Source organism: Agromyces cavernae (assembly GCF_021044935.1).
Classification (GTDB): domain Bacteria; phylum Actinomycetota; class Actinomycetes; order Actinomycetales; family Microbacteriaceae; genus Agromyces; species Agromyces cavernae.
This window is the reverse complement of the sequence record NZ_JAJNMP010000003.1, coordinates 479,532-505,001: the sequence shown is the minus strand read 5'-3', so window position 1 is coordinate 505,001 and position 25,470 is coordinate 479,532. Positions and strand designations below refer to the sequence as shown.

General features: G+C 70.5%; 23 protein-coding genes and 1 tRNA gene. 8 read left to right on the top strand and 16 right to left on the bottom strand.

What is annotated here, in order from left to right:
• Positions 1-22: 22 nt before the first annotated feature.
• From LQ757_RS13675 to LQ757_RS13625, 10 genes are all read right to left on the bottom strand, one after another.
• Positions 23-979 carry a diacylglycerol/lipid kinase family protein gene (locus LQ757_RS13675; protein WP_231047796.1) on the bottom strand — a complete coding sequence of 319 codons (957 nt, stop codon included), beginning with the start codon at positions 977-979 and terminating at the stop codon, positions 23-25.
• Positions 964-1,617: a phosphatase PAP2 family protein gene (locus LQ757_RS13670; RefSeq protein ID WP_231047795.1), complete on the bottom strand. Its 654-nt coding sequence runs from the start codon at positions 1,615-1,617 to the stop codon at positions 964-966. The genes LQ757_RS13675 and LQ757_RS13670 overlap by 16 nt, the downstream gene beginning before the upstream one ends.
• Before the next feature lie 87 nt (positions 1,618-1,704).
• Positions 1,705-2,331 (bottom strand): response regulator, encoded by a 627-nt coding sequence (locus tag LQ757_RS13665; protein WP_231047794.1) that lies wholly within the window; start codon positions 2,329-2,331, stop codon positions 1,705-1,707.
• Positions 2,328-3,479 (bottom strand): sensor histidine kinase, encoded by a 1,152-nt coding sequence (locus LQ757_RS13660; RefSeq protein ID WP_231047793.1) that lies wholly within the window; start codon positions 3,477-3,479, stop codon positions 2,328-2,330. The genes LQ757_RS13665 and LQ757_RS13660 overlap by 4 nt, the downstream gene beginning before the upstream one ends.
• Before the next feature lie 45 nt (positions 3,480-3,524).
• Positions 3,525-4,328, bottom strand: coding sequence for an ABC transporter permease (locus tag LQ757_RS13655; protein WP_231047792.1), 804 nt, complete (start codon positions 4,326-4,328; stop codon positions 3,525-3,527).
• On the bottom strand, positions 4,325-5,209 hold the full coding sequence (locus tag LQ757_RS13650; RefSeq protein ID WP_231047791.1) for an ABC transporter ATP-binding protein: 885 nt from the start codon (positions 5,207-5,209) through the stop codon (positions 4,325-4,327). The genes LQ757_RS13655 and LQ757_RS13650 overlap by 4 nt, the downstream gene beginning before the upstream one ends.
• Before the next feature lie 107 nt (positions 5,210-5,316).
• Positions 5,317-6,657 carry an RNA polymerase sigma factor gene (locus tag LQ757_RS13645; protein ID WP_231048189.1) on the bottom strand — a complete coding sequence of 447 codons (1,341 nt, stop codon included), beginning with the start codon at positions 6,655-6,657 and terminating at the stop codon, positions 5,317-5,319.
• Complete coding sequence (locus tag LQ757_RS19425) at positions 6,654-7,496, bottom strand: YciI family protein (RefSeq protein ID WP_308195629.1); 843 nt, start codon at positions 7,494-7,496, stop codon at positions 6,654-6,656. Before LQ757_RS19425 ends, LQ757_RS13645 begins: the two co-directional genes overlap by 4 nt.
• Before the next feature lie 106 nt (positions 7,497-7,602).
• Complete coding sequence (locus tag LQ757_RS13630; RefSeq protein ID WP_231047790.1) at positions 7,603-8,607, bottom strand: isopenicillin N synthase family dioxygenase; 1,005 nt, start codon at positions 8,605-8,607, stop codon at positions 7,603-7,605.
• A gap of 294 nt (positions 8,608-8,901) precedes the next feature.
• Entirely contained in the window at positions 8,902-9,609 is a 708-nt protein-coding gene (locus LQ757_RS13625; RefSeq protein WP_231048187.1) for a LysE/ArgO family amino acid transporter, read from the bottom strand.
• Between the two features lie 75 nt (positions 9,610-9,684).
• On the opposite strand from LQ757_RS13625, the gene LQ757_RS13620 reads away from it, so the two are divergent.
• Positions 9,685-10,599 (top strand): LysR family transcriptional regulator ArgP, encoded by a 915-nt coding sequence (locus tag LQ757_RS13620; protein ID WP_231047789.1) that lies wholly within the window; start codon positions 9,685-9,687, stop codon positions 10,597-10,599.
• 9 nt (positions 10,600-10,608) lie between these two features.
• Here the strand turns inward: LQ757_RS13620 and LQ757_RS13615 are convergent, their stop codons facing one another.
• The 4 genes from LQ757_RS13615 to LQ757_RS13600 form a co-directional block, all read right to left on the bottom strand.
• Positions 10,609-10,824 carry a dodecin gene (locus tag LQ757_RS13615; protein WP_231047788.1) on the bottom strand — a complete coding sequence of 72 codons (216 nt, stop codon included), beginning with the start codon at positions 10,822-10,824 and terminating at the stop codon, positions 10,609-10,611.
• Between the two features lie 63 nt (positions 10,825-10,887).
• Positions 10,888-12,105 (bottom strand): pyridoxal phosphate-dependent aminotransferase, encoded by a 1,218-nt coding sequence (locus LQ757_RS13610; RefSeq protein WP_231047787.1) that lies wholly within the window; start codon positions 12,103-12,105, stop codon positions 10,888-10,890.
• Positions 12,106-12,225: 120 nt separating this feature from the next.
• Positions 12,226-14,478, bottom strand: coding sequence for an esterase-like activity of phytase family protein (locus tag LQ757_RS13605; protein ID WP_231047786.1), 2,253 nt, complete (start codon positions 14,476-14,478; stop codon positions 12,226-12,228).
• 109 nt (positions 14,479-14,587) lie between these two features.
• Positions 14,588-16,105 (bottom strand): deoxyguanosinetriphosphate triphosphohydrolase family protein, encoded by a 1,518-nt coding sequence (locus LQ757_RS13600; RefSeq protein WP_231047785.1) that lies wholly within the window; start codon positions 16,103-16,105, stop codon positions 14,588-14,590.
• A gap of 98 nt (positions 16,106-16,203) precedes the next feature.
• Between LQ757_RS13600 and LQ757_RS13595 the strand changes: the two genes are divergently transcribed.
• Complete coding sequence (locus LQ757_RS13595; RefSeq protein WP_231047784.1) at positions 16,204-19,206, top strand: hypothetical protein; 3,003 nt, start codon at positions 16,204-16,206, stop codon at positions 19,204-19,206.
• Here the strand turns inward: LQ757_RS13595 and LQ757_RS13590 are convergent.
• On the bottom strand, positions 19,203-19,613 hold the full coding sequence (locus tag LQ757_RS13590; protein WP_231047783.1) for a DUF7144 family membrane protein: 411 nt from the start codon (positions 19,611-19,613) through the stop codon (positions 19,203-19,205). The genes LQ757_RS13595 and LQ757_RS13590 overlap by 4 nt on opposite strands.
• A gap of 316 nt (positions 19,614-19,929) precedes the next feature.
• On the opposite strand from LQ757_RS13590, the gene LQ757_RS13585 reads away from it, so the two are divergent.
• From LQ757_RS13585 to rplA, 5 genes are all read left to right on the top strand, one after another.
• Positions 19,930-20,002 (top strand) — tRNA-Trp (locus tag LQ757_RS13585).
• 40 nt (positions 20,003-20,042) lie between these two features.
• Positions 20,043-20,318: a preprotein translocase subunit SecE gene (gene secE / locus LQ757_RS13580; RefSeq protein WP_231047782.1), complete on the top strand. Its 276-nt coding sequence runs from the start codon at positions 20,043-20,045 to the stop codon at positions 20,316-20,318.
• 63 nt (positions 20,319-20,381) lie between these two features.
• The gene (gene nusG / locus LQ757_RS13575) at positions 20,382-21,308 is read left to right on the top strand and encodes a transcription termination/antitermination protein NusG (RefSeq protein ID WP_231047781.1); all 927 of its coding nucleotides are present in this window, start codon (positions 20,382-20,384) and stop codon (positions 21,306-21,308) included.
• A 228-nt stretch (positions 21,309-21,536) separates the two neighbouring features.
• Complete coding sequence (rplK, locus tag LQ757_RS13570) at positions 21,537-21,965, top strand: 50S ribosomal protein L11 (protein ID WP_231047780.1); 429 nt, start codon at positions 21,537-21,539, stop codon at positions 21,963-21,965.
• A 146-nt stretch (positions 21,966-22,111) separates the two neighbouring features.
• Complete coding sequence (gene rplA / locus LQ757_RS13565; RefSeq protein WP_231047779.1) at positions 22,112-22,801, top strand: 50S ribosomal protein L1; 690 nt, start codon at positions 22,112-22,114, stop codon at positions 22,799-22,801.
• 74 nt (positions 22,802-22,875) lie between these two features.
• Here rplA and LQ757_RS13560 read toward each other — a convergent pair whose 3' ends face one another.
• Entirely contained in the window at positions 22,876-23,667 is a 792-nt protein-coding gene (locus LQ757_RS13560; RefSeq protein WP_231047778.1) for an alpha/beta fold hydrolase, read from the bottom strand.
• Positions 23,668-23,843: 176 nt separating this feature from the next.
• Here LQ757_RS13560 and LQ757_RS13555 point away from each other — a divergent pair, with 176 nt between their 5' ends.
• The gene (locus tag LQ757_RS13555) at positions 23,844-25,466 is read left to right on the top strand and encodes a helix-turn-helix domain-containing protein (RefSeq protein WP_231047777.1); all 1,623 of its coding nucleotides are present in this window, start codon (positions 23,844-23,846) and stop codon (positions 25,464-25,466) included.
• Positions 25,467-25,470: the final 4 nt, after the last annotated feature.

Below are 25,470 nucleotides of genomic sequence, written 5' to 3'. Positions count from 1 at the left end.
CCGCTCGGATCGACCGTTGCCGCTACCCGGTTGCTCCACGGTCCGCCGACGGCCGGTACACGTCGAGCGCGAGCGGCACGATGCGGATCGTCGTGCGATACCCCGCGCCGCGAGAGGCGGCGGATGCCTCGGCGGGCGACTCGAGCGCCACCTCGCCGTCGTGCCCGAACCCCGGTGGCTGCCCGCGCCGCGGACGCACGACGACGTCGAGCGAGGTGGCCGTGAACGCCTCGTACCGGCGCGGAAGCAGCCGAAGCCCACGGAGTATCGCGCTCGTCCGACGCCCGAACGCGAGGGAGGCCGCCGCGCGCAGGCGGGAACCCGCGTGAAGCACGCGCACATCGAGGACGCCCCCGTCGAGGCGCTGGCGCTGGAGCGGCGCCGCCGTGCCCGGATCGTTCGGGCCGGCGCCGACGAACAAGGACCATACCCGTGCGCGCCGGCCATCGACCACCAGGTCGACGGGTTCGCTCCGACGAAGCACGCGTGCCGCCGAGAGGAGCGCTCCCACCCACTTGCCCCAGCGGGCCTCGAGTTGCTCGCGCGTCGCGACGAAGTCGGCGTAGACGCCGACGGACGCGGCGTTGAGCACGGTGATCGGTTCCTCGTCGCCGAACACCAGCTCCGCGACATCCGCCCGCACTCCCTCGCCCCGTTGCAGCGCGTCGATCGCGAGATCGACGGATGCCGCACCAGCCGATCGTCCGAAGTGATTGAACGTTCCGCCCGGGATGACGAGCAGCGGGAGGTCGGCCCCACGTGCCACGTGGGCGACCGTCGCGACCGAGCCATCGCCGCCGCAGACGCCGAGCACGCGCGGCGCATCGGGGCGGTTGACGGCCTCGAGGGCGACGTCGCGCGGATCCTCTCCTTCTTCGAGCACACGCACGTCGGCACGCGGCAGGCGGGCGGCGATGACTCGGACCGGATCGGCACGCACGACGCTCGTTCCCGAGGAGCGATTCACGACGATGAACACGCCGTCGCCGTCCGGGGACGCCGGCAGCGAGACATCATCGCCGATGGTCGGCGGCAGCTCGGGTTCGTGAGGTCGGGGCGGCACCACGAGCGCCCCGATTCCCGCGACGCCTGCGCCGAGCGTGAGTCCCCCGACCACGTCGGAAGCCAATGCGCACCGACGTGGAGGCGCGAGTAGCCCACCCCGAGCGCAACCGGTGCGATCGCCGCCCCGATCCTCGGGCGTTCGAGCGCCACGCCGGCTGCGAAGGCCGCGGCGCTCGCCGCGTGACCTGACGGGAACGAGGGGGTGATCGGCGGCTTCGGAAGGCGTCGCCCGATCGGCACGTCCGCGAGGAGCGGCCGGTCGCCGCCGAACACCTGCTTCGCGATGAGGTTCGTGAGTGCGCTCGCGACAAGGAGCGACGCGAGACCGCGCGCGCCCGCTCGACGGCGCCGTGTCACGAGGAGCACTCCGGCGAGGGTCCACCACAGCACCCCTCGGTCAGCGAAGCTCGTGAGCTGCGACCAGAACCGGTCGACCATCGGATGGGTGTGCCGGCGGTTCACGAACCGCGTGGTCGCGGCATCCGCTCGCCGCACCCACTTCGGAAGGATCCTCGTGCGCCGCACCGCGACGCGGAGGCTCGTGAGGTCCACGCCGCCAGCGTAGACGCCGCGTCGCGCTTCGTCAGGGGGTTGCGCAGTCCCCATACGATGCTGCGTGCTTCTCCGACCGACCGGCGCTCACAGCAGCCCGAGTTCCATCGCCCGGGTGACCGCACGCGTGCGGTCGTTCACGTCGAGTTTCTCGAACACGTGCAGCAGGTGGGTCTTCACGGTCGCCTCCCCGATGAACAGCGCCCGCGCGATCTCGGGATTCGAGCGGCCGTCGGCCACAAGCTGCAGCACCTCGAGCTCGCGCGGTGAGAGCGAGGGGGCGGCGGATGTCGCGTCCTGCCGCACCCGTGACACGAGCTTCGCGGCGATCGAGGGTGCGAGCACCGTCTCGCCCGCGACGACCGACCGCACGCCGGCGAGGATCTCGGCCTCGGGCGCCGCCTTCAGCAGGTAGCCCGATGCGCCGGCCTCGATCGCGCCGAGGATGTGCTCGTCGGTCTCGTAGGTCGTGAGCACGAGCACCTTCGCGTTCGGGCGTGCCGCGATGATGCGGGCGGTGGCCTCGGCGCCGTCGAGTGCGGGCATGCGCAGGTCCATGAGCACGAGGTCGGGTTCGAGCTCTTCGGCGAGTCGCACGGCGTCGATCCCGTCGGCCGCCTCGCCGACCACGTCGATGTCGACCGCCGCCGACAGCAGGCCGACGACGCCGGCCCGCACGATGGGGTGGTCGTCGGCGACCAGCACGCGGATCATGCATCCACCTCTCGTTCTCGGACGGGCACGGTCGCCCGGAGCACGGTGCCCGTCGCCGCGCCCGGTTCGAGGCTCAGCCGGCCACCGACGAGCGCGAGGCGCTCGCGCATGCCGCTGACGCCGAATCCCGACTCCTCGTCGGCGCCGGCCGGCCCGACGCCGTCGTCTTCGACGGTGAGCTCCACCTCGCCGTCACGCGCGATCACATCGACCCGGGCGGATGTCGCGTGCGCGTGCTTGCGCACGTTCGCGAGGGCCTCCTGCGTGCACCGCAGCAGCACGACCTCGAGGTCGCGGTCGAGGCGTACGGAGTCGACCCGGGTCTCGACATGCACGCCGGTCTCGCGGGCGAAGCGTTCGCCCAGTCGCACGAGCGCGACCGCAAGGCCCGATTCCACCGGCACCGCCGCATTCGCGGCCACGAGGGCGCGAGCCTCGCCGAGCGCCTCGCGGGCGGTCTGCTCGATGAGCGCGATGGTCTGCGTCGCGGCATCCGTCGGTTCGATCTCTCGCGATGCCCGCTGGGCGAGCAGCACGAGTCCGGTGAGGCTCTGCGCGAGCGTGTCGTGGATCTCACGGGCGAGACGTTCGCGTTCGCTCGTGACGCCGGCGTCGCGGTGCATCGCGGCGAGTTCGTCCTGCATCGACTCGAGCTCGGCGAGCAGGCGCCCGCGCTCTTCTCCGGCCTGCTCGATACGGGTGATCCAGAGCCCGAGCGACAGGCTGAAGGCGACCGAGAGCGTCGCGACACCGCCGGCCAGCAGGGGGTTCTCGAAGTTCGTCCAGGCGAAATACCCCGCGAAGACCCCCGCCCCCACCATCACATTGCCGATGATCGCCCGGCGCAGGTTCGCTGAGGCGACCCACACCATCGGATAGACGATCGCCTGCAGGAATGACAGGAACGGCTCGAATGACAAGCCGACTCCGAGCACCACGGCGAGCAGCGCGGCGAGGATGAGATCGTGCGGGGCGCGCGGCCGTCGCATCACACGCCGGGCGAAGGCGAAGTACAGCACGACGAACACGCCGATCGCCGCCCAGGCGCCGTACTCCGCCATCCCGTACGGCGGGTCGATGGCGAGAATGCCGCCGGTGATCAGGGCCATCCCGATCACGGCGGCATCCCACCAGCGCATGTTGTGCATGGCCCTACTCTCGCACCGGATGCACCCGCTGATCCCGCACGGGGGTCACGCGTCGCGCCGGATCCAGCGGAAGGTCACCCGGCTGAGCACGAGGCCGACGACGAGCCAGATGCCGAGCGCGATCGCGACGCCGGTCAGGTTCCACGACCCGTTCTGCTCGAGCGCCTCCCAGCCATCGGGCAGGAACACCGAGCGCATCCCCTGCGCGATCCACTTGAGGGGGAACAGGCTCGCGATGTCCTGCAGCCACGCCGGCAGCATGTTCCACTGCAGGTACACGCCCGAGATGAACTGCAGCAGCAGCACGATCGGGATCACCACGGCGGTCGCGCTCTTGCCGCTGCGCGGCACCGCCGACAGCGCTATGCCCACGAGTGCGCACGTCACGAGCCCGAGCACGAACACCCACGCGAACGTGAACCACTTCTCGGGCTCGGTGGGCAGCTCGATGCCGAGCACGAGCCATCCGGCCAGGATCAGCAGCGCCGCCTGCAGGACTCCGGTGACGAACACCTGGCCGATCTTGCCGAGGAAGTAGCTGATCGGCGACAGCGGCGTGCCGCCCAGTCGCTTGAGCGTTCCGTTGCTCTTCTCCATCGCGATGTCGACAGCGAGGTTCTGCACGCCCGAGAGCAGGATGCCGGCGGCGATCATGCCGGGCAGGTAGTACGCGCCGATCGAGATCTCGGCCCCGGGAGGGCCGACCTCGCCCTGCGCGCTGAACGCGGCCGTGAAGATGGCGAGCATCACGAACGGGAAGAAGAACGTGAAGAACAGCGTGTCGGGCGAGCGGAAGTACGTCTTCGTCTCGTAACCGATGCGCGAGGCACCGAGCGTGACCATGCTCATGCGAGCACCTCCTCGGGCTGGGCAGCGCTGTCGACGCTGCGGATCAGTTGCAGGTAGATGTCCTCGAGGCTCGGACGGATCACCTCGAGATCGGCGGGTTCGCCGCCGAGCGAGGCGACGACGGATGCCACGACACGGCCCGGTTCGTCGGTGTGCTCCTCGCGGAGTGCCCCGTCGCGGTCGCGCCACCGCACGAGCGGCACACGGGCGTCGGCCCCGCCGATCTCGTCGATGCCGCCGATGTCGACGAGTCGCCCGCCGGCGATCACGCCCGCGCGGTCGGCGAGCTGGGCCGCCTCGTCGAGGTAGTGCGTGGTGAGCAGGATCGTGGTGCCCTCGGCCTTGAGTCCGCGGATGACCTGCCAGAAGTGGCGGCGCGCCTCGGGGTCGAAGCCCGTCGTGGGCTCGTCGAGGAAGAGCAGCTCGGGCCGGCCGATGATGCCGAGTGCCACATCTACGCGGCGCTGCTGGCCGCCCGAGAGCTTGGCGATGCGGGTCTTCGCCTGCGGTTCGAGGCCGACTGCGGCGATCACCTCGTCGACGTCGCGCGGGTTCGGGTAGAACCCGGCGAAGTGCTTCAGCTGCTCGGCCACGGTGACGAGACCGGTCTCACCGGTCGACTGCAGCACGATGCCGAGCCGCGACTTCCAGTCGAGGCCGCCCTTCGCCGGGTCGGTGCCGAGCACCCTGACCTCGCCGCCCGTGCGGCTGCGGTAGCCCTCGAGGATCTCGATCGTCGTCGACTTGCCGGCCCCGTTCGGCCCGAGCAGGGCGAACGTCTCGCCGGCGCTGATGTCGAAGCTCACCCCGTCGACCGCGTTCTTCTGGCCATAGGTCTTGCGGAGCTCCCGCACCTGCACGGCCGCGTCGTTGGTTTTCATGGGTACCAGCGTGGCAGCGCGCGGGCCGCAGCGGCAGCGGTCGACCGTCGGATTCCGGCATCCACCGATCGGTGGATATCGCCTGACGGGTGCTGCCCCGACGCCGCCTATCGGATCGAGATCTCGGCCAGCCGACGTTCGAGGAATCGCCGTTCGGGTTCGGTCGGCGCGAGCGCGATCGCGTCGCGGCAACGGGCTGCCGCTTCATCGAGCCGGCCGGCACGGCGCAGGAACTCCGCCTGCGCCGCCGGCAGCAGATGGTACCCCGCAAGGCGGCCCTCCGCCTCGACCTCGGCGAGGGCCGTGAGCCCGGCGCCGGCACCGTTCGCCTCGCCGATCGCGATCGCGCGGTTCAGCCGGACGAACGGCGAGTCGGCGTGCCGCGCGAGATCGTCGTAGCGGGCGGCGATCTCGGCCCAGTCGGTCTCGGCGGCGGTCGCCGCACGTGCGTGCACCGCCTGGATCTCGGCCTGCAGGCGGTACGGGCCGTCGCTCGCACGAGTGGCCCGAGACCCCCTGGCGAGCAGGGCGAGCCCTTCGGCGATCTCGTGCGCGTCCCAGTGCGCGCGATCCTGCTCGGCGAGCGGCACCAGGTCGCCTGCCCCGTCGACGCGGGTCGCCGCTCGCGAGTGCTGCAGCAGCAGCAGTGCGAGCAGCGCCCGGGCCTCGTCCGCCTCGGGCATCACGTCGGTGAGGAGGCGGCTGAGCCGGATCGACTCGGCCGCGAGATCGAGGCGCTGCAACCGATCGCCCGAGGACGCGAGGTAGCCCTCGTTCGCGATCAGGTACACGACCGCGAGCACTCCGCCGAGCCGCTCGGCCAATGCGTCGGCCGGCGGCACGCGATAGGGGATCCCGGCGTTCCGGATCTTGCGCTTCGCCCGAGCGATCCGCTGCCCCATCGTCGACTCCGGCACGAGGAACGCCCTCGCGATCTCGCGGGTCTCCAGCCCGCCGACCGTGCGCAGCGTGAGGGCGACGTGCGCCTCCATCGGCAACGCCGGGTGGGCGCACGTGAAGACGAGACGGAGCCGGTCGTCCCACGCCGGGTCCCCGCCGCGCGCGATGACGTCGGCAGGATCGACGGGGCCGTCGAGGCTCCCGTCCGCCCGGGCGTCCAACAGCCATTCGTTCACCTTCGCCGCCTCGACGCCGCGGCGCCGCAGCCTGTCGAGCGCGATGCGTCGAGCGCTCGTCGTGAGCCAGGCACCCGGATTGCGCGGAATCCCGTCGCGCGGCCAGGTCGCGGTCGCCCGCTCGAACGCCCCTGCCGCAGCCTCCTCGGCGACGTCCCAGTCGCCGGTAATGCGGATGAGGGTCGCGACGACGCGCGCCCACTCGCCGTCGAACGCGTCGCGGAGCGCCCGATCGACGTCGACCGGAACGGCCCCGCCCTGCTCGGGCGGAGCCGCATCCGGCGCGCCGTGCGCGCGACCGGCCTGCGTCAGGACCCCGCCCCCGCGACGGCCCCGACCGCGTCGGCCGCGCGGGGCTCGAGTCGCACCGCGACCTCGGCCGCCTCGCGCTCGACCCGTTCGGTGTGGTCCTCGTGCGGGTCGAACGGCCACAGCGGGCGCAGCTCGAGCGTGCCGCCACGGGCCATCGGATGCTTCGACGCGACCTCGATCGCCTCGGCGAGGTCGGCCACCTCGAGCAGGTCGAAGCCCGCGATCCACTCCTTCGCCTCGGTGAAGGGCCCGTCGGCGACGAGCACTTCGCCGTTCCTCCGGCGCACGAAGGTGGCGTCCTCCGGGCCGCGCAGCACCTCGCCGAAGAGACGCACGCCGCGGCCGTCCATCTCGGTCACCCACGCCTCGGGATCGTTGTCGGCATCGGCGCCGTCGCTCGCGGGACGCTCACCGGTGGGGTCGACGATCACGAGCAGGAGGTACCGCCGGCCCGCCGGCACCCGTTCGGCGAAACCGGCCGGCACGATGCGGGCGCCGGGCTCCGCGTCGGGCCATCGCATGAACGGGCGTACCTCGACGCGACCGAACGACGCGACCGGGTGCCGCGATGCGATCTCGATCGCCTCGTCGAGGTCGCGGGCGTCGATGACGTCGAACCCGCCGATCGATTCCTTCGACTCGGTGAACGGACCGTCGCTCACCAGCAGTTCGCCGCCCCGCACGCGGACGGTCGTGGCATCCTGCTCGGGGCGCAGCCGTTCGCCGAACTCGGAGACGCCGCGCGCGACGACCTCGTCGACCCACTCGCCGACGTTGTCGTCGGCGGCGACGTAGGGCAGGGCGTCCGTGCCCTCTGCATACAACAGCGCGTATTCCATGGTGGATTCCTCTCTCTCGATCACGCTACGCAGGTACGACGAACGGCGGTAGCCGTTTTCGACACCTCACGTGAGTTCGCGGGCGAGCGGCGCTCCCACAACTCGGTCAGGCGCCGACGAGGAGCCTCGGGTGCTGGGCCTCGACGACGTTGGGGTGGGCGCGGAGCCGGCTCTTCAGCCAGTTCTCGCCGAAGACGGCGTGCAGGGGGTTCGCCGGGTCCCGGGTGATGCCGGGCGCCTCGGCGGCGAGTTCGGGGGCGAGCTCGATCGTCGGGACGACGGCGTCGAGCGCGGGGCCGTGGAAGTAGGGGATCGAGATGCGCTCGGTACCCGGTGCCGGCGACACCACGCGATGCAGGGTCGCCTTGAGGTAGCCGCCCGTGGCGATCTCGAGCAGCTCGCCGATGTTCACGACGAAGGCGCCCGCGGGCGGGGTGACGTCGATCCACTCGCCGTCCTTCTCGACCTGCAGGCCGGCCTTGCCGTCCTCGACCGAGAGCAGGGTGAGCACGCCGAGGTCCTTGTGCGCGCCGACGCCCTGCGCGGGCTGCTCGGCCGAGACGCCGGGGTAGCGCACGATCTTCAGGTACGGCGAAGGGCGTTCGAAGGCGGCGTCGAAGGTGTCGGGCGCCGCGCCGAGGGCCTCGGCCCAGCTGCGCAGGAGCCGCGTGCCGACCTCGTCGAGCCGGGCGATCCACTCCTCGGACACGGCTCGGAGCTCGGGCAGCGCCTCGGGCCACAGGTTGGGTCCCTCGAGGATCCAGTAGTCGGGGGTGTCGGCCGTCATCGGGACGGCCGGGCGCTCGGCGCCGAGGTCGATCTGCTCGCGGAGGTCGACGCGACCGAGCGTGCGTTCGCCGCCCATGCGGGTGTAGCCGCGGAAGTGCGGGCTGGTGACGTTCTCGATCGCGAGCTTGTGCGACTCGGGGAGCGCGAAGAACGCGCGCGCCGCGGCGTAGGCGCGGTCGATGAGCTCGGTCGGCACGCCGTGGCCGATGAGCGAGAAGAAGCCGACCTCGTGCGTCGCACGGCGGAGGTCGTCGCGGAACTGCGCCTGCTGCTCGGTCGTGCCGTTGAGCAGGGAGAGGTCGAGGATGGGGATGCCGGACATGTGCTGGTCCTTTCGAGGTGCCGGATGGTGCGCCGACGATGAGGCGGCCCCGGCATCCTTCGACGTCGGCTGCGTGGCATCCGATTCGAGACGAGTGCCTCGGGAGCGGATGCCGCGGAGCTGACGCGGACGCGTCGGATGCGGCGTGAGCACGGGGGCTGCGGTCGGCGGCGCGTGAGGATTCGCGCCCTGGGATCGTCGGGGAGACGATCGCCTAGCGGCGACAGCAGCGACAGGTGTCAGTACTCACGATGCCGAAACGCTAGCACGGAGGGCGGCGCGCCCGAAACCGACTCAGTGCGGCAGCACGAGCAGCACGCCGAGTGTGACCATCACGACGGCGATCAGCGCGTCGAGGATGCGCCACGCGCGGTGGCTCGCGAGCACCCTGCCGAGCAGCCGCGCCCCGTAGGCGAGGCCGAAGAACCACACGATACTCGCGACGCCCGCACCCGCGGCGAACGCCCAGCGCCCGTCGCCGTGCGTGTTCGCGACCGATCCGAGCAGGAACACCGTGTCGAGGTAGACATGCGGGTTCAGCCACGTGAGCGCGAGGCAGGTGAGCACCGCGACGGTCAGCGTCGAGCGCGCCGGTCGCGTGCGCGTCGGCGCGAGCACGGTGGCGGATGTCCCGTGGCCGGTGCGTTCCTCGTCGGTCGAGTGTGCCCGCAGGGCCGTATCGAGACCTTGGGCTTCGTCGGCGACGAGCGCCTCGCCGCCGGGCTTGAACGCCCGCCGCGCGGCGAGCACGCCGTAGCCGACGAGGAAGGCGGCGCCGACCCACCGGATGACGTCGACGAGCCAGGGCACCGCCTGCAGTACGGCCCCGATACCCGAGACCCCGACGATGATGAGGGTGAGGTCGCTGAGCGCGCAGATCGCGGCCACGACGAACACGTGTTCACGGCGGATGCCCTGTCGGAGCACGAACACGTTCTGCGCGCCGATGGCGACGATGAGCGAAAGGCCGAGGCCGAGGCCCGCGAGTGCCGAGGAGAACATCACGCAATCGACCGTACGAGCCATCGTGACATCAATCCAGCTGGAGATTCTTCATGAGCATTAGCATTGCTTCAGATGGAGATCCCACTCGACCTCGCCCGCACACTCGCCGCCGTCATCGACGAGGGCACCTTCGACGCCGCGGCCCGGCGCCTGCACCTCACCCCATCGGCGGTCTCGCAGCGCGTGAAGTCGCTCGAGCACCAGTTGGGCCGCGTGCTCGTCGTGCGGTCGAAGCCGGCCCGGCCGACCGAGGCGGGTGCGGCGATCGTGCGCCTCGCGCGGCAACTGGCACTGCTCGAGCACGATGCGCTGACCGAGTTCGGCCTCGGTGAGGGCGACCCCGAGGCCGACGGCGTCGCCGCCCGGCCGGTGTCGGTGCCGCTCGCGGTGAACGCCGATTCGCTCGCGACGTGGTTCCTCCCGGCGCTCGCGCGGGTCGCGCAGCGGCATCCGGTCGTCTTCGACCTGCACCGCGACGATCAGGACTTCACCGCCGGCCTGCTCGAATCGGGTACGGTCATGGGCGCCGTCACGTCGCAGGCGACTCCCGTGGCGGGCTGCATCGTGCGCCCGCTCGGCGTCATGCGGTACGAGGCCGTGGCGACGCCCGGGTTCGCCGAGCAATGGGGCGTGGCCGATGAACGCGGGGCCGACGCGCTCGCCACGGCGCCCGTCGTCGACTTCGACCGCCGCGACGACCTGCAGCGCGAATACCTCGTGGGCCGGGGTATCGATGCCGACCGGCCGCCGCGTCACTACGTGCCGGCATCGAACGACTTCGCCACCGCGATCAAGCTCGGACTCGGCTGGGGGCTGCTGCCGGCATTCCAGTCGGCGGCGGAACTCCAGCGGGGCGAGCTCGTGCGGCTCGGCGGGTCGCCGATCGACGTGCCGCTGTACTGGCAGCAGTGGAACCTGCGATCACCGCTGCTCGATGCGATCGCCGACGCCGTGATCGCCGAGGCGCGCAGTGAGTTGCGCGCCTGAACCTCGGCGCTACGCGGGATCCTCGATCTTGAAGCCGACCTTGAGCGTGACCTGGAAGTGGGCGACCGCCCCGTCTTCGATCTCGCCGCGCACCGAGACGACCTCGAACCAGTCCATGTTGCGGATCGTCGCCGCCGCGCGCGCCAGGCCGTTGCGGATCGCGGTGTCGATGCTGTCGGGCGAGGTGCCGACGATCTCGGTGACGCGGTAGGTGTGGTTGCTCATCGTGTCCTCCTCGGCGGGGACGCCGTCGTGCCCGCTGGTGCCGACCCTACCCCGAGGGGCGGCTCAGCCGAAGAGTCGCTGCAGGCGCTGCACGCCCTCGAGCAGCGGGGCGTCGCCGAGCGCGTAGCTGAACCGCAGGTAGCCCGACGGCCCGAACGCCTCACCGGGCACCGCCGCGACGTCGGCCCGCTCGAGCATGAGGTCGGCGAGCTCGAGCGAGGTGGTCGGGGTGACCCCGCCCCACTCGCGGCCGAGCAGCCCGGTGACGTCGGGGTACACGTAGAACGCGCCCTGCGGCACGGGCACCGTGACGCCCTCGATCTTCGAGAGTTCGGCGACGATCGTGCGACGACGGCGGTCGAACGCCTGACGCATCTCTTCGACCGCGTCCTGCGGGCCGCTGAGCGCGGCGATCGCGGCACGCTGCGAGATGTTCGACACGTTCGACGAGAGGTGCGACTGCAGGTTCGCGGCGCCCTTGATGACGTCGGCGGGGCCGACCATCCAGCCCAGCCGCCACCCGGTCATGGCGTAGGTCTTGGCGACGCCGTTGACGAGGATCGTCTGGTTCGCGAGCCCGGGCACCGCCTCGACGATCGAGACCGCGCGCGGCGCCGGGCCGCCGACCTCGTCGGAGTAGGTGAGGTTCTGGTAGATCTCGTCGCTGACGACCCAGATGCCGTGCTCGAGCGCCCACTCGCCGATCGCCTTCGTCTGCTCGGCCGAGTAGACCGCACCGGTCGGGTTCGACGGCGACACGAACAGCAGCACCTTGGTGCGCTCGGTGCGCGCGGCCTCGAGCTGCTCGACCGTGACGAGATAGCCCTGGTCGGCTCCGGCGAACACGTCGACCTGCCGCCCGCCCGCGAGCTTGATGGCCTCGGGGTAGGTCGTCCAGTACGGCGTCGGCACGAGCACCTCGTCGCCCTCGTCGAGCAGCACCTGGAACGCCTGGTACACCGCCTGCTTGCCGCCGTTCGTCACGACGACCTGGCCGGGCGACACCTCGAGCCCCGAGTCGCGCAGCGTCTTCGCCGCGACCGCCTCGCGCAGGTCGGGCAGGCCGGCCGCGGGCGTGTAGCGGTAGTTCTTGGGGTCGCGAGTCGCCGCGAGCGCCGCCTCGACGATGTACTCGGGCGTCGCGAAGTCGGGTTCACCCGCCGCATACGAGATGACCGGCCGGCCCTCAGCCTGCAGGGCCTTCGCCTTCGCATCGACCTTGAGGGTCGCAGACTCGGCGATGGCGGCGATTCGGGCGGAGAGGCGCGGGTGCTCGGTCACCCTCACAGCCTAGAGCGAGCGGATGCCGCGTGGGGTATGTCTGTGGTCATCATGACCCTGCGATGCGACGGGTGGGTGGATGCCTCGCATCCGCCCACCCGTCGCGTGGTGCAGGTTCGATCAGCCCGCCGTGACCGCGACGTCGGGGTGGTCGCTGAAGAAGCCGTCCATGCCGGCCGCGAGGAACACGCCGATCTCGCCGACGAGGTCGCCGGGGGCGCTCGGGTCGGCGCTCGAGCGGAACTCGACCGGAAGGAACTGGTTCTCGAGGCGGAACGTCCAGCCGTGCACGGTCAGCCCGGCCGCGTGCGCGTCGGCGATCACCGAGGTCGGCTCGCCGAGGTTGCCCGATGCCGTGCGCGGGATCATGACCGACTTCTCGAGGCCGACGCCGTCGGCGTACCCGGCGATCTCGGCGAGCCCTGCCGGGGTCACGAGGTCGGCGTACGTGCGCGGGTCGCCCGCCGCGACGAAGTCGTAGGGCCGACCCGACGGGCTGATGAGCTGGGCGAGCTTCACGTTCGTGAGGTCGTCGAGGTCGCGGAGGTTGCCGACCTCGAAGCTCTGCAGGATGACGGGTGCGTCGGCGCGGTCGACGTCGTTCGCCTGCAGCGCGGCCGCGAGCGGTTCCTCGAGCGAGAGGCCGATCGAGTCGAAGTACGTCGGATGCTTCGTCTCGGGGTAGACGCCCACCTGGCGGCCGTCGCAGCTCACCGAGCGCCGGGCGAGGTCGATGACCTCGTCGAGCGTGGGCACCTGGTAGAGGCCGTCGAAGGCGGTGTTCGCGGGCCGGGTGAGCGGGAGGCGCTCCTTCGCCCGCAGGGTGCGGAGCTCGGCGAACGTGAAGTCCTCGGTGAACCATCCGGTGACGTTCACCCCGTCGATGACCTTCGTCGCGCGGCGGTCCGCGAACTCGGCCCGGGACGAGACATCCGTCGTGCCGCTGATCTCGTTCTCGTGACGGGCGACGAGCACGCCGTCCTTAGTGGCGACGACGTCGGGCTCGATGTAGTCGGCGCACTGCACGATCGCGGTCTCGTACGCGGCGAGCGTGTGCTCGGGGCGGTGGCCGCTCGCGCCGCGGTGGCCGACGAGGGTGACGTCCGACGGCTCGATGCGGGTCTTGCGCAGGTCGATGATGTCGAACTCGGTGTCGTCGGGCGCGCCCGGGATGCGTGCGTCGTTGCCGGGGTAGTTGTTGTCGTTGCCGATGAGCAGGCGGCCGTCCTTCAGCTGCACGACGGTCTCGAACGACTGCACGGGCAGCGAGAACACCTCGCCGGTGCCGTACCCGTCCCCCGCGCCGATGCCGTCGGGGTTGGCGATGCGCAGCGCGTCGAGCACGAGCGTCTTCTCGACGAATCCGCGGGCGTCGGTGCGCTTCAGGTCGATCTCGTAGACCCGCTTGGTCACCGACTGGTCGCCCTCGAAGTCGTCGCGCTCGACGAGCAGCAGCACGTCGTTCTTCACGGTGAAGGCGTCGCCGATGACGTTCGCCTCCTGGTCGGTCTCGTAGTTCCAGGTGCGTCCGGTGTAGGCGCCGGCCCTCGTGTCGAACTCGTGGATCTCGCGACGGCGCAGGTCGGTCTCGTCGGCGTAGGAGCCCTCGATGACCGGGTAGAGGTAGCGGCCGTTCTTCGAGGCGGCGAGCGCCTCGAACCCGCGGCTCGCGCGAACGCGAGGCGTCTCGCCCGATTCCAGGTAGGGGTTCTGCGGCGACTTCGCGCCCGCGAGCGAGTACGGCTTCTCGAGCAGGGTGCCCTCGGCATCGAAGTGCAGCAGGAACGGCCCGAACTCCTCGCCGACCCAGAATGTTCCGTCCTTCGCGCGCACGACCGACTCGATGTCGAAGTCGGCGCCGGTGAGCAGGCGATCGGATGTCCCGTCGTTGACGATCTCGAAGTCGAGCACGTCATTGCGGTCGTTGTACGAGATGAAGCGCTCGACGGCGATCGAGCCGTCGCCGCCCTCGGCGGTCTGCCAGGCCGGGCGCACGAGGTAGTTGCGCAGCAGGAAGTCGGCCGAGTTGCCCTTCGAGCCGAACCCGTTGTCGGGCTGCGCCCAGAAGGTGCCGTCGCCGTTGTCGATGGCGGCCGAGAAGCCGGGGATGACCTGGCCGTCCCACGGGCCCTGCCGGCCGTTGGCCGCCGAGGCGAGCGCGCCCGAAGCGGGCCCGTCCTCGAGGTGATCGGCCGAGAGCGTCGCGCGGGCGACGAGCGTCGGCACATGGGTCTTGACGGTGGGACCGGAGCCCTGGCCCTGATCATCGTCGGCCGCGAGGGCGGCCGACGGGACGAGGGCGATGGCGGTGGCGACAGCAGCGGCGATCGCGAGGGTGCGCGGTATCGCGCGGCGTAGGGATGTTCGGCTCATGCCTCGGAGCCAATCGAGCGCGAACGGCGCGCGCGTGACCGGAAGGCGAAGGTTCGGGGGCGGCCGGGTGAACGCGGGGCGCGACGACTCGCCGCGACGCGCAATCCGATCAGAGGTTCTTCCCGATGTCCCACAACCGGTCGGGCCGGCCGTCGAGGGCCTCCGACACCGCGAGGGCCTGGTCGTCGGAGAGCGAGGCGACGTAGTCGATGACGCCGCGGCCGACGCCGAGCCGACGCACGTCGGCCGGGTCGGGGATCGGCACCCTGTCGGGTCGCGTCTCGCGGAGCCTCGCGTAGCCGTCGGTCGCGATCTCCACGAGTTCCTTGAGTCGCTGCGGCACCCGGTCGCGGTCGTGCTCGTCGGTCGCCCAGGCGCTGAGCCCCTTCACCGCACGGGCGAGCACCCGGCTGAGGCCTCGCTGGTACATGATGATGTCGGCTCGGTCGAGGATGAAGTGCCGGTGCACGAACTTCAGGGTCTCGACCTCGTGCCAGGCTCGGCGGTCGAGGGTCACGAGTCCCGAACGCACCACGTCGGGCGCCGCCGGCACGACCGACGACTGCAGGTGGCTGATCCACCGGTTCGTGAACGACGAGAGCGCCCGCTCCGACGCGATCGAGCCGTCGAACGGGCTCGCGAGCAGGCCGTCGACGAGGTCGTCGGCGACCCCGTGCACGGCGTCGGCGAAGGCGTCGTCATCGGCGATCCACGGGTCGCTGCGGAACAGCTTGCGGCGCAGCCCCTCGAGCGCGCTCCCCGGCGGTGCGGTGCGCGCCGCGAGCGTCTCGTCGTCGAGGTCGCGAAGCTCGGTACCCGTCTCCATCCAGCCCCGGAACTCGCGCGCCACGTCACCCTGGCTGAGCACGCCCGCGCGGTAGAAGTCGTCGACGTCGTGGATCGAGTACGCGATGTCGTCGGCGATGTCCATGATCGAGCACTCGAGGGACTGCTGCAGCGACGGATGTCCCGACCGAGCCTGTTCGAGGTCGTGGGCGTCGATGCCGTACGCCGAGTACTTCTGCGCCTCGACGCCGTCGGCGGTGCGGCGCATGCCGCGCGGCACCGGCCCGTCGCCGAGCGCATCGCCGTCGACGTACGTCGTCCACGGGTACTTCGCGACCGCCGTGCGCACCGCCGCCGTGAGGTTGAGGCCGCGCGGCGCCGCCTCGCTCACGTCGAGCGCCGTGAGGATGCGGTAGCTCTGCGCGTTGCCCTCGAACCCGTCCTCGAGCCCGAGCGTCTCGCGTGCGAGGCGGTCGAGCACGCGCTCGCCGAGGTGCCCGAAGGGCGGGTGCCCCAGGTCGTGGGCGCTCGCCGCGGCCTGCACGACGACCGCGTCGCAGCCGTGCGCGAGTGCGAACGCGCGGGTCGGTGAAGCGGCATCCGTCAGTTTCACGGCGATCGCGCGCGAGACCGCCGTCACCTTGATCGAGTGCGTCAGCCGGTTGTGGATCAACGGGCCCGCGCCCGGCTGCGCGATCACCTGCGTGACCGCCGACAGTCGGGAGAAGTACGGCGAGAACCTGATGCGCTCGAGATCGAGGCGGAACTGCGAGTGCTCGCCGGTGACCTCGGCGCTGCTGCGCGGCTCGGGAACCCGGCGTGACGCACGGTCGATCGACATACGCCCAATCTATGCCGCGGGCCAGTCGGCGTGCCGCGATCGCGTCGGGGCGAAGATTTAACTGGGACATCTGACCCACTCTTGTTACGCTGCTCGGCGTGAAGACGCACCCCCGGCGACCGGTGCTCGTCGGGATCGCGCTCGCACTGCTCCTCGCCTTCGGCGCCGGGGTCGCGTTCGTCATCGGAGACGAGCTCGGCATCCGCAGCGAGCCGGCCGACCTCCCGACCGAGACGCCGACCGCCCTGCCCGAGACCGCGGCCGTGGCGCCGCCGGCATTCACCGATATCGCGGCGCCGGTATCGGCCCGGCTCGATCTCGCCGTCGGTGAACTGCAGGCCGCAATCTCCGAAGCCGAGGCGACCGAAGGCACGACGACGCTCGAGATCGTCGCCGGCGACGGCCCAGCGGATGACGAGTCGTACCGCCTCGAAGGCGAGGCGAGCGCGTTGCGGATCGTCGCCGCGGGGGAGGCGGGCGCCGCGCGCGGCGTCTACGACCTGGCCGCCGCCGTGCGCGATCGGCGGTCGGTCACCGAGCACCTCGGCGAAACGGTCGAATCGCGACTCGGGTTCCGCATGGTCGACCTCGGCGCGGTCGGCGTGACGGTCGACGAGGCGGAGTGGGCGGCCGGTGACGACTACTCGCACAACTCGAAGGCGTTCGCCGACGTCATCCTGCCGGAGGCGCCGTACATCGACGACGCGGCACTCGAGGTCGCCCGGGCGGACTTCGAGACCTACGTGCAGCACGTGCTCGCCGAGGGGTACAACGCGATCGCGATCCCGGGCTTCATCGAGTACCTCACCTTCGAAGGCGTGGGCGACGGTGAGGACGTGTACGGGCCCGACGACACCCACGTCGCCCGGGCCGAGGCGATGCGCGCGGCATTCGGCCCGATGTGGGAGTACGCGCACGACCTCGGTCTGAAGGTGTACTTCCGCACCGACATGCTCGCGCTCACGACACCGCTCGAGCGGTACCTCGAGCAGCGGTTCGGCAGCCTCGACACCGAGAACCCCGAGTTCTGGGACGTCTATGCCGCCGGACTCGACGAGTTGTACGAGGCGATGCCCTACCTCGACGGCCTGCTGATCCGCATCGGCGAGGCGGGCCGCGTCTACGACCTTCCGGGCTGGGACTACTACTCCGCGCTGGCGGTCACCAGCGTCGACGGGGTGCGCGCGATGCTCACCGCGTTCACTGAGCAGGCCGAGCGCGCCGACCGCGAGGTGATCTTCCGCAGCTGGAGCGTCGGAGTCGGCGCGGTCGGCGACATGCACACGAACGCCGATTCGTACCATGCGGTGCTCGACGGCATCGACTCGGACCGGCTCATCGTGTCGACGAAGTACACCCTCGGCGACTTCTACAGCCACCTCCCGTTCAACGACACCCTTGAGGTCGGCCACCAGCGCCGCATCGTCGAGTTCCAGAGCCGGCGCGAGTTCGAGAACTTCGGCGCCTTCCCCAACGACCTCGGTGTGCTCTACCAGGAGGCGCTGCAACGGTTCATCGCCGCGAACCCGAACGTCGAGGGCATCTGGACGTGGACGCAGGACGGCGGCCCCTGGCGGGCCGGCCCGCTCTCACTCGAGCTGAAGGCCGGGTTCTGGCAGCTCTACGAGCTCAACACCGAGCTCGCCGTGCGGCTCGCGCGCGACCCCGACGCCGACCCGGCGGCGATCACCGCCGACTGGGCTCGTCGATGGTTCTCGGATGACCCGGCCACGGTGCAGGCGATCGGCAAGGCGATGGCGCAGTCGCGCGAGGCGATCACCGATGGGCTGTACATCGGCCCGTTCGCCGACCGGCGGGTCTTCGCGATCGGCCTCGAACCACCGCCCATGATGTGGATCTTCGAGTGGGACATCGTCACCGGCGACAGTGCCGTGCTCGACGTCATCTACGAGATAAGCCGCGACGACCTCGACGAGGCGATCGTCGGCGGCGACCGTGCACTCGCCGCCGTCGAGCGCATGCGTGCGTCGATCGAGGCGACGGATGCCGCGACCTGGCGTGACCCCGAGCTGCGCACGGCGTTCCTCGACACCCTCGACTACCAGGCGAGCACCTACGACATGCTCGGCGACTACCGCGCGATGTTCCTGCGGCAGGCGCAGTGGCACGACACGCGCGACCCCGCCGCGCACGAGCAGTGGGATGCCGCGCGGCGGGCGTTCGAGGCATCCGCCGCCGCGCACGAGGCGGCCTACGCGGGCGATCCCTACTACCCGGCCTACAACCTCACGGCGGCCGAACTCGGCGTGGAGCGCGCCGAGCGCGACCTCCCGATGGCGTGGGCCGCCCGTATCGCGCTCGTACTGCTCGCGGCGTGGCTGGTGTACGGGATCCTCGCCGGGCGCAGTGGGTCTCGTCGCCGCGGAGCCGGCGCTGCCCGTGCGCTCTGGGTGGCCGGCACGCGGCCCTGGCGCGCAGCCGAGGTCACCGAGCGTCTCGGGCCGCTCGACCGCGTCCTCGTCGTCGCGGTGCCCGCGGTGCTGCTGGTCGGGAGCCGCGGCATCCAGACCTGGTTCCTCGCCCCGGCGCACCTGTTGGTGGCGCTCGGGTCATGGCTCGTCTTCGTGCTCGTGGTGCTCCTTGCACTGCGCCTCATCGGTCGGCGACCGGCCTGGCCGGTACTCGCCGCCATCGGCGGGGCCGCGACGCTGCGCGTCGGCCTGCTCCTGGCCGTCCTCACCGCCACCGGGCCGGGTGGCTATTGGTTCGCGTTCTGGACCGACCCGTTCGCGCGCTCGCTCTACGTGACCGTCGCCTTCGCGGCGTTCGGCTGGGTCATCGTCGCCGCCGCGTGGGCGCTCGCCACCCAGATCGGCGGCCGCCGCGCCGCAGGCGTCGTCATCGCGGGGGTCGGCATCGTGCTCGCGACCTTCGGCGCCCTCATCGGCGTGATCGGCGTCGAGGCCGCGCTCACCGCCTGGAACGACCAGATGGCGCTGGTGCCGTGGGGGCTCTCGCGCATCCTCGGCATCGCGGTCTACCTCGACGTGCCGGCCGACGCGGCCTGGTACGCCGCGGTGGCGGGAGCGGTGCTCGCACTCGCGGGCACCGCCCTCGCCCTGCCGAGGAAGCGGCGCTAGTAGCCCTCGCGGGCCGCTTTCATCTCCTTGCCGTGCACCGTGAGCGCGTAGATCACGAAGATGTCGAGGGCGATCACGGTGAGCGACCACCATGGCTGCGTCGGCAGCAGGGCGAGCTGGCTGATGGCGCTCACCGCGGCGAGGATGATCGCGATCACCCGCGCCCACGTGGCCCCCGTGAAGAGGGCGATCGCGACGAGGATCAGCAGCGCGCCGATGATCAGGTGCCACCAGCCCCAGCCCTGCACGTCGAGCAGGAACAGGTTCCCGTTGACGACGAAGTACGCGCTGTCGGGCTGGAGGAGGGCGATGAACCCCCTGACCGCATCGAAGATACCGGCGATCAGCAGGACGATGCCGGCGAACCAGCCCCATCCGACCCAACCGGTCACCTGGGTGTCACTCATGTGGAACAACTCCCTTGCATTCGTTTCGATGTGCAGGGCTCGGTTCGGCCGCGCACGGTTGGTGCTGATCGTGACCGTATGCACGCGGCCCGGCGCCGTCATCACGCAGTTCGCGTGATTGCCGAGCGGATGCCCCTGCTCGCGCCGCGGCATCCGCCCGGTTCCGCCTCGGTTTTACTCTGCCAACCCGGTCGCATACACTTGGTGAGGTTGTTGAGTCGGCCAAGCTTCACTGCGCCCGTTTTCACGGGTTCTGCGAGGTTCGGGTCGTGGAAATCTCAACCCGTGGAAGGCCGGGCAGGTCCCGGGCATCCATAGGGCGGTGGCTCAATTGGTAGAGCAGCGGTCTCCAAAACCGCAGGTTGCAGGTTCGAGTCCTGTCCGCCCTGCGAGCCGGCGATGAATGCCGGCCCACGAAAGGTGTACGAAGTGGCACGAAAAGTAATCGACGAGCCGAGTGAAGACGTCGTCGCCAACGCGAAGCGCGAGCGCGCGGCGCGTCGGAATCCCTTTTCGCGCATCGCACTGTTCATCCGGCAGGTCATCGCTGAACTGAAGAAGGTCGTCACTCCGACCCGCAGAGAGCTCTTCAGCTTCACGGTCGTGGTGCTCGTGTTCGTCATCATCATGATGGCGATCGTGTACGGGCTCGACCAGCTGTTCGGGTGGCTGGTGCTGTACGTCTTCGGAACGGGCGGGGCCTGATCGGGCCTTCGGCTCGAGGTACCCGGTTCGCCGTAGGCGCACGCGAGAGAAGGATTGAGACAAGTGTCAAAGATTGAGCGCGACGACGTCGACTGGGCCACTGCCGCTGAGCAGTCGGCAGAAGACGACGAGGCCCAGACGGGCAGCTCGCTCGAGCACGACGAGAACTCGGTCGAGCCCGCTGAGCAGCGTGCGGTGCACGTCGTCGACGACGAGGGCAACGAGGTCGACCTCGATGCCGTGCTCGACGCCATGGCCGAGTCGAACGATCCCGAGGCCGACGCCGTCATCGACGACGCCCTCGACATCGACTCGCCCGAAGAGGCCGAGGCCGCCTTCGAGGCCGTCACCGAAGAAGAAGAAGAGACCACCGACCCCTACGCCGAGTTCCGCGCAGAGCTTCGGTTCCTCCCCGGCAAGTGGTACGTCATCCACTCCTACGCCGGGTTCGAGCGTCGCGTGAAGGCGAACATCGAGCAGCGCCGTGAGTCGATGGCCATGGCCGACTACATCTACCAGGTCGAAGTGCCCATGGAAGACGTCGTCGAGATCAAGAACGGCCAGCGCAAGATGGTCACCCGCGTGCGTATCCCGGGCTACGTGCTCGTGCGCATGGAGCTCAATGAGGAGAGCTGGTCGGTCATCCGCCACACCCCTGGTGTCACGGGCTTCGTGGGCAATGCGCACAACCCGACTCCGCTGCGCTTCGAAGAGTCCTTCGGCATGCTGAAGAGCCTCGTCGAGATCAAGGACGTCGCCCCCGCCAAGGGTGCGAAGGCCGGTGCCGCGACCGGTGCAGCCCGTCAGCTTCCCGCCGAGGTCGACTTCGAGGTCGGCGAGACCATCACGATCAAGGACGGCTCGTTCGCGGGCCTTCCCGGCACGATCAGCGAGATCAAGCCCGAGAGCGGCAAGCTCACCGTGCTCGTCTCGCTGTTCGAGCGCGAGACCCCGGTCGAGCTCAGCTTCGACCAGGTCACGAAGCTCTAGAAACTCTGTCGCCGGTCGAGTAGGCGCGCCAGCGCTGTATCGAGACCCTCGCACCGGGTCTCGATACGCTTCGCTACTCGACCGGCGACTTTCCGTTATCATTGACAGGTTGTGCGCTCGCGCACGACCCCCCCGACCACCGCATCCCGGATCCGCCGGGCCTGCGGGAGAGTGCCCCGCCCTTCGACGAGTTCGAGGAGCGGGCGTTCGAACAGAAAGAGAGAAATCATGGCACCGAAGAAGAAGGTCACTGGTCTGATCAAGCTTCAGATCAACGCCGGCGCCGCCAACCCCGCACCGCCCATCGGTCCGGCGCTGGGTCAGCACGGCGTGAACATCATGGAGTTCTGCAAGGCCTACAACGCGGCGACCGAGTCGCAGCGCGGCAATGTGATCCCCGTCGAGATCACGGTCTACGAAGACCGCTCGTTCACCTTCATCCTGAAGACCCCGCCCGCCGCCGAGCTCATCAAGAAGGCCGCCGGCGTCGCCAAGGGCTCGGGCGTCCCGCACACCACCAAGGTCGGCAAGCTCACGCAGGACCAGGTCCGCGCGATCGCCGAGCAGAAGATGGTCGACCTCAACGCGAACGACATCGACGCCGCGTCGAAGATCATCGCGGGCACCGCTCGCTCGATGGGCATCACGGTCGAATAAGGCCGCTTCCGCTGGTTGGGGAGGCGCGCAGCGCCGTCTCGAAACCGGCTGGTGGATGCTTCGGCTGAGGCATCCATCTTCAGAACTCACACTCGTGGCAGCGCCCGCCAGGCGCAGATGACCACACTCTCTCAAGGAGAACCAACATGGCACAGAAGTCCAAGGCCTACCGGGCCGCGGCCGAGAAGATCGAGGCCGGCAAGTACTACACCCCGAGCGAGGCCGTCGCCCTCGCCAAGGAGACCGGCTCGGCGAAGTTCGACTCCACCGTCGAGGTGGCGCTGAAGCTCGGTGTCGACCCGCGCAAGGCCGACCAGATGGTGCGCGGCACCGTCATCCTCCCGCACGGCACCGGCAAGACCGCCCGGGTCATCGTGTTCGCGACGGGCCCCGCGGCCGAGGCCGCGATCGCAGCCGGCGCCGACGAGGTCGGCGGCGCCGAGCTCATCGAGAAGGTCGCCGGCGGCTACACCGCGTTCGACTCGGCCGTCTCGACCCCCGAGCTCATGGGCCAGGTCGGCCGTCTCGGCAAGGTGCTCGGCCCCCGTGGCCTCATGCCGAACCCGAAGACCGGCACGGTGACCCCGAACGTGGGCCAGGCCGTCTCCGACATCAAGGGCGGCAAGATCGAGTTCCGCGTCGACAAGCACGCCAACGTGCACTTCGTCGTCGGCAAGGCGTCGTTCTCGAGCGAGCAGCTCGAGGAGAACACGAAGGCCGCACTCGAAGAGGTCGTGCGTCTCAAGCCGTCGAGCGCCAAGGGCCGCTACATCCAGAAGGGCGCCGTGTCGACCACGTTCGGCCCCGGCATCCCGCTGGACGTCAACGCCATCTAGTCGCGACGCCGACTGCACGAAGGGCTCGCCGGTTCGCCGGCGGGCCCTTCGTCGTTCGTCGTCAGGGCCGAGCCTCAGGCCGCTGCCGGGAGGCGCGCGACGAAGTCGCGGACCAGCACGTCGAACCCCGGCCCCGTGCAGTCGTGGCCCAGGCCCGGCAACTCGACGAACCGCGCGTGTGGGATCGTGCTCGCGATCGCGAGGGCTGCGCGCCACGGACTTCGCTGGTCGGCCTCCCCGCGCACGACGAGCGTCGGGACGTCGATGTGCGGCAGCGCGGGCCGGAGGTCGAGGGAGACCAGCGAGGAGAGCAGCACCCTCGTCGTCGCCGGGCGCCACGCGAGCAGTGACGCTCGGGCGGCTGCCACCCGCTCAGCCGAGACATCCGGCGGGAACACCGACTCGAGGAAGGCATCGGCCCAGTCCGCGGGCGGGCGGTCGATGGTCGCCTCGACCGAGGCCACGCGGCGATCGAATTCGGCGGCCGAGAGCGAGCCCGCCCAGCCGGCGTACGCCCCGGCGAGCACGAGGGCCCGCAGCGCGCGGGGATGGTCGCGGGCGAGGAGCAGCGCCATGACCGACCCGAGCGAGAGGCCGCACACGACCGGGCGGTCGAGGCCGAGTCCGGTGATGAACCCGGCGAGCGCATCGGACCAATCCCGATCCGTCCAGCCCGCCGGCACATCGCTCGACGCACCGCACCCGGGAGCGTCCCAGGCGACGACCTCGTGGTCGGTTCCGAGTGCCACGATGTCGCTCGCCCAGTCGCACGAGTCGCCGAACGCGCTGTGCAGGAGCACGATCGGGGTGCCGGCTCCGCTGCGCCGGTACGCGACATCGATGGCGTCGACGCGCACCGTCTCCATGTCGCGATCGTACTCCCGCGGGCCGCGCCCCTGCTTGCTCTCGCGCGCATCGTCCCGTCGCCCTCCTGCAGGCCTCGCGGAGGCCGGGCCTTGCGGAGCCCGACGAATCGGCGGTACCGTTCCCGCACGAGCGCCGGCGCCGACCTGCCACTGGGAGCGACCGGCGGGGGAGCGACATGACCTCGTCCAGCGCACTCGACGCGGGCCGCGCGGCCGCGGCCGATCGGCGCTGGGCTGAGGCGTACGAGCAGCTCGCCACCGCTGACGCTTCGAGCGGACTGGCCGCGACAGATCTGGAGTTGCTCGCGACGGCGGCGTTCCTGCGTGGTGAGGCTGGGGCGGCAGTCGACGCATTGACTCGCGCGCACTCCGTATCCGTCGCGAGTCACGATCTCGAGGGGGCTGCGAGGACGGCCGCTTGGCTCGCGCTTTACTTGATCGAGCTCGGGGACATGGCGCACTACGTCGAGTGGTTGCCGCGCGGCATTCGTCTCGCGGAGGGCGTCGAGCATCCGAGTTCCGTCACCGGACTCGTCCGCGTGCCGCCCGCGATCGCACAACTCGCCAGCGGTGATCCGAGCGGCGCCGCAGAGCGTTTCCGCGAGATCGAGGCCATTGCAGAGCGATTCGGTGATGGTGAGCTGGCTGCCATCGCCGTGTTCAGCCGAGGGAATTGCCTCGTCGAGATGGGCGAGGACGCCCCCGCGTTCGCGTGCTTCGACGCCGCAGTCGAGGCCGTCGCCCGCGGTGACGTCGGGCCGATCCCGTCAGGGGTCATCCTCTGTACCGTAGTCGTCACGGCACTCATGGGATTCGACTTCGACCGCGCCGTGGCGTGGTCCAGAGCACTGGATGACTGGTGTCGGCAACAGCCCGACCTCGTCACGTACAGCGGCCAACGGTACGCGCTTCGATCCTCGCTCCTCGTCCTGCAGGGCGCGTGGTCCGAGGCCTCTTCGGCCGCTGACCTGGCGATGTCGCGATTGCGGGCGGGCGACTATCGAGCGGTGTTCGGGGCGCCGTATTACCACGGAGAGGTCCAGCGACTTCGCGGAGCGACGCACGCCGCCGAGGAGTCGTACCGGCGGGCCGGTGAGACCGTTTGGGACCCGCAGCCGGGGCTCGCGCTCCTCCACCTCGCGCAGGGGAAGGGTACGCGGGCGCGCGAGGAGATCCTGCGAAGCGCGTCCGCGGCAGACGTGTTCACTCGGCGCTCCCTCCTTCCTGCCGTCGTCGAGATCGAGGTCACCGCAGGGGACCCGGGAGCGGCGCGGCGAACACTCCGTGAACTGACGACGCTCGGAGGCCCCATCCCGACTCCGATGCTGTCCGCCGCGATCGCCTTCGCCGACGCGCAGGTCAGGTTCGCCGAGGGCGACGCAGCCGGGGCACTCGTATCGGCGCGCGCCTCGGTCGAGGGGTGGCGCGCGCTCGGCGTCCCCTACGAGACCGCCCGCGGAAGGGTGCTCGTCGGTCGTGCTCTCGGAGCGCTGGGCGAGGCAGATCAGGGGCGCGCAGAACTCGACGGGGCGCGTGGTGTGTTCGCCTCGCTGGGCGCGAACCCTGCGCTCGCTGAGCTCGAGGACCTGATCGGAGATCGCCGCGCCGGGGTGCTCACGCCGCGCGAGGTCGAGGTGCTGCGCCTCGTCTCGACCGGGCTCACCAACCGCGCGATCGGCGAACGTCTCTCACTCAGCGAGAAGACCGTCGCGCGTCACGTCAGCAACATCTTCGGCAAGCTCAGCCTCTCGACTCGGGCGGCGGCCACGGCGTACGCCTACGAGAACGGGCTCGTCTAAGCGG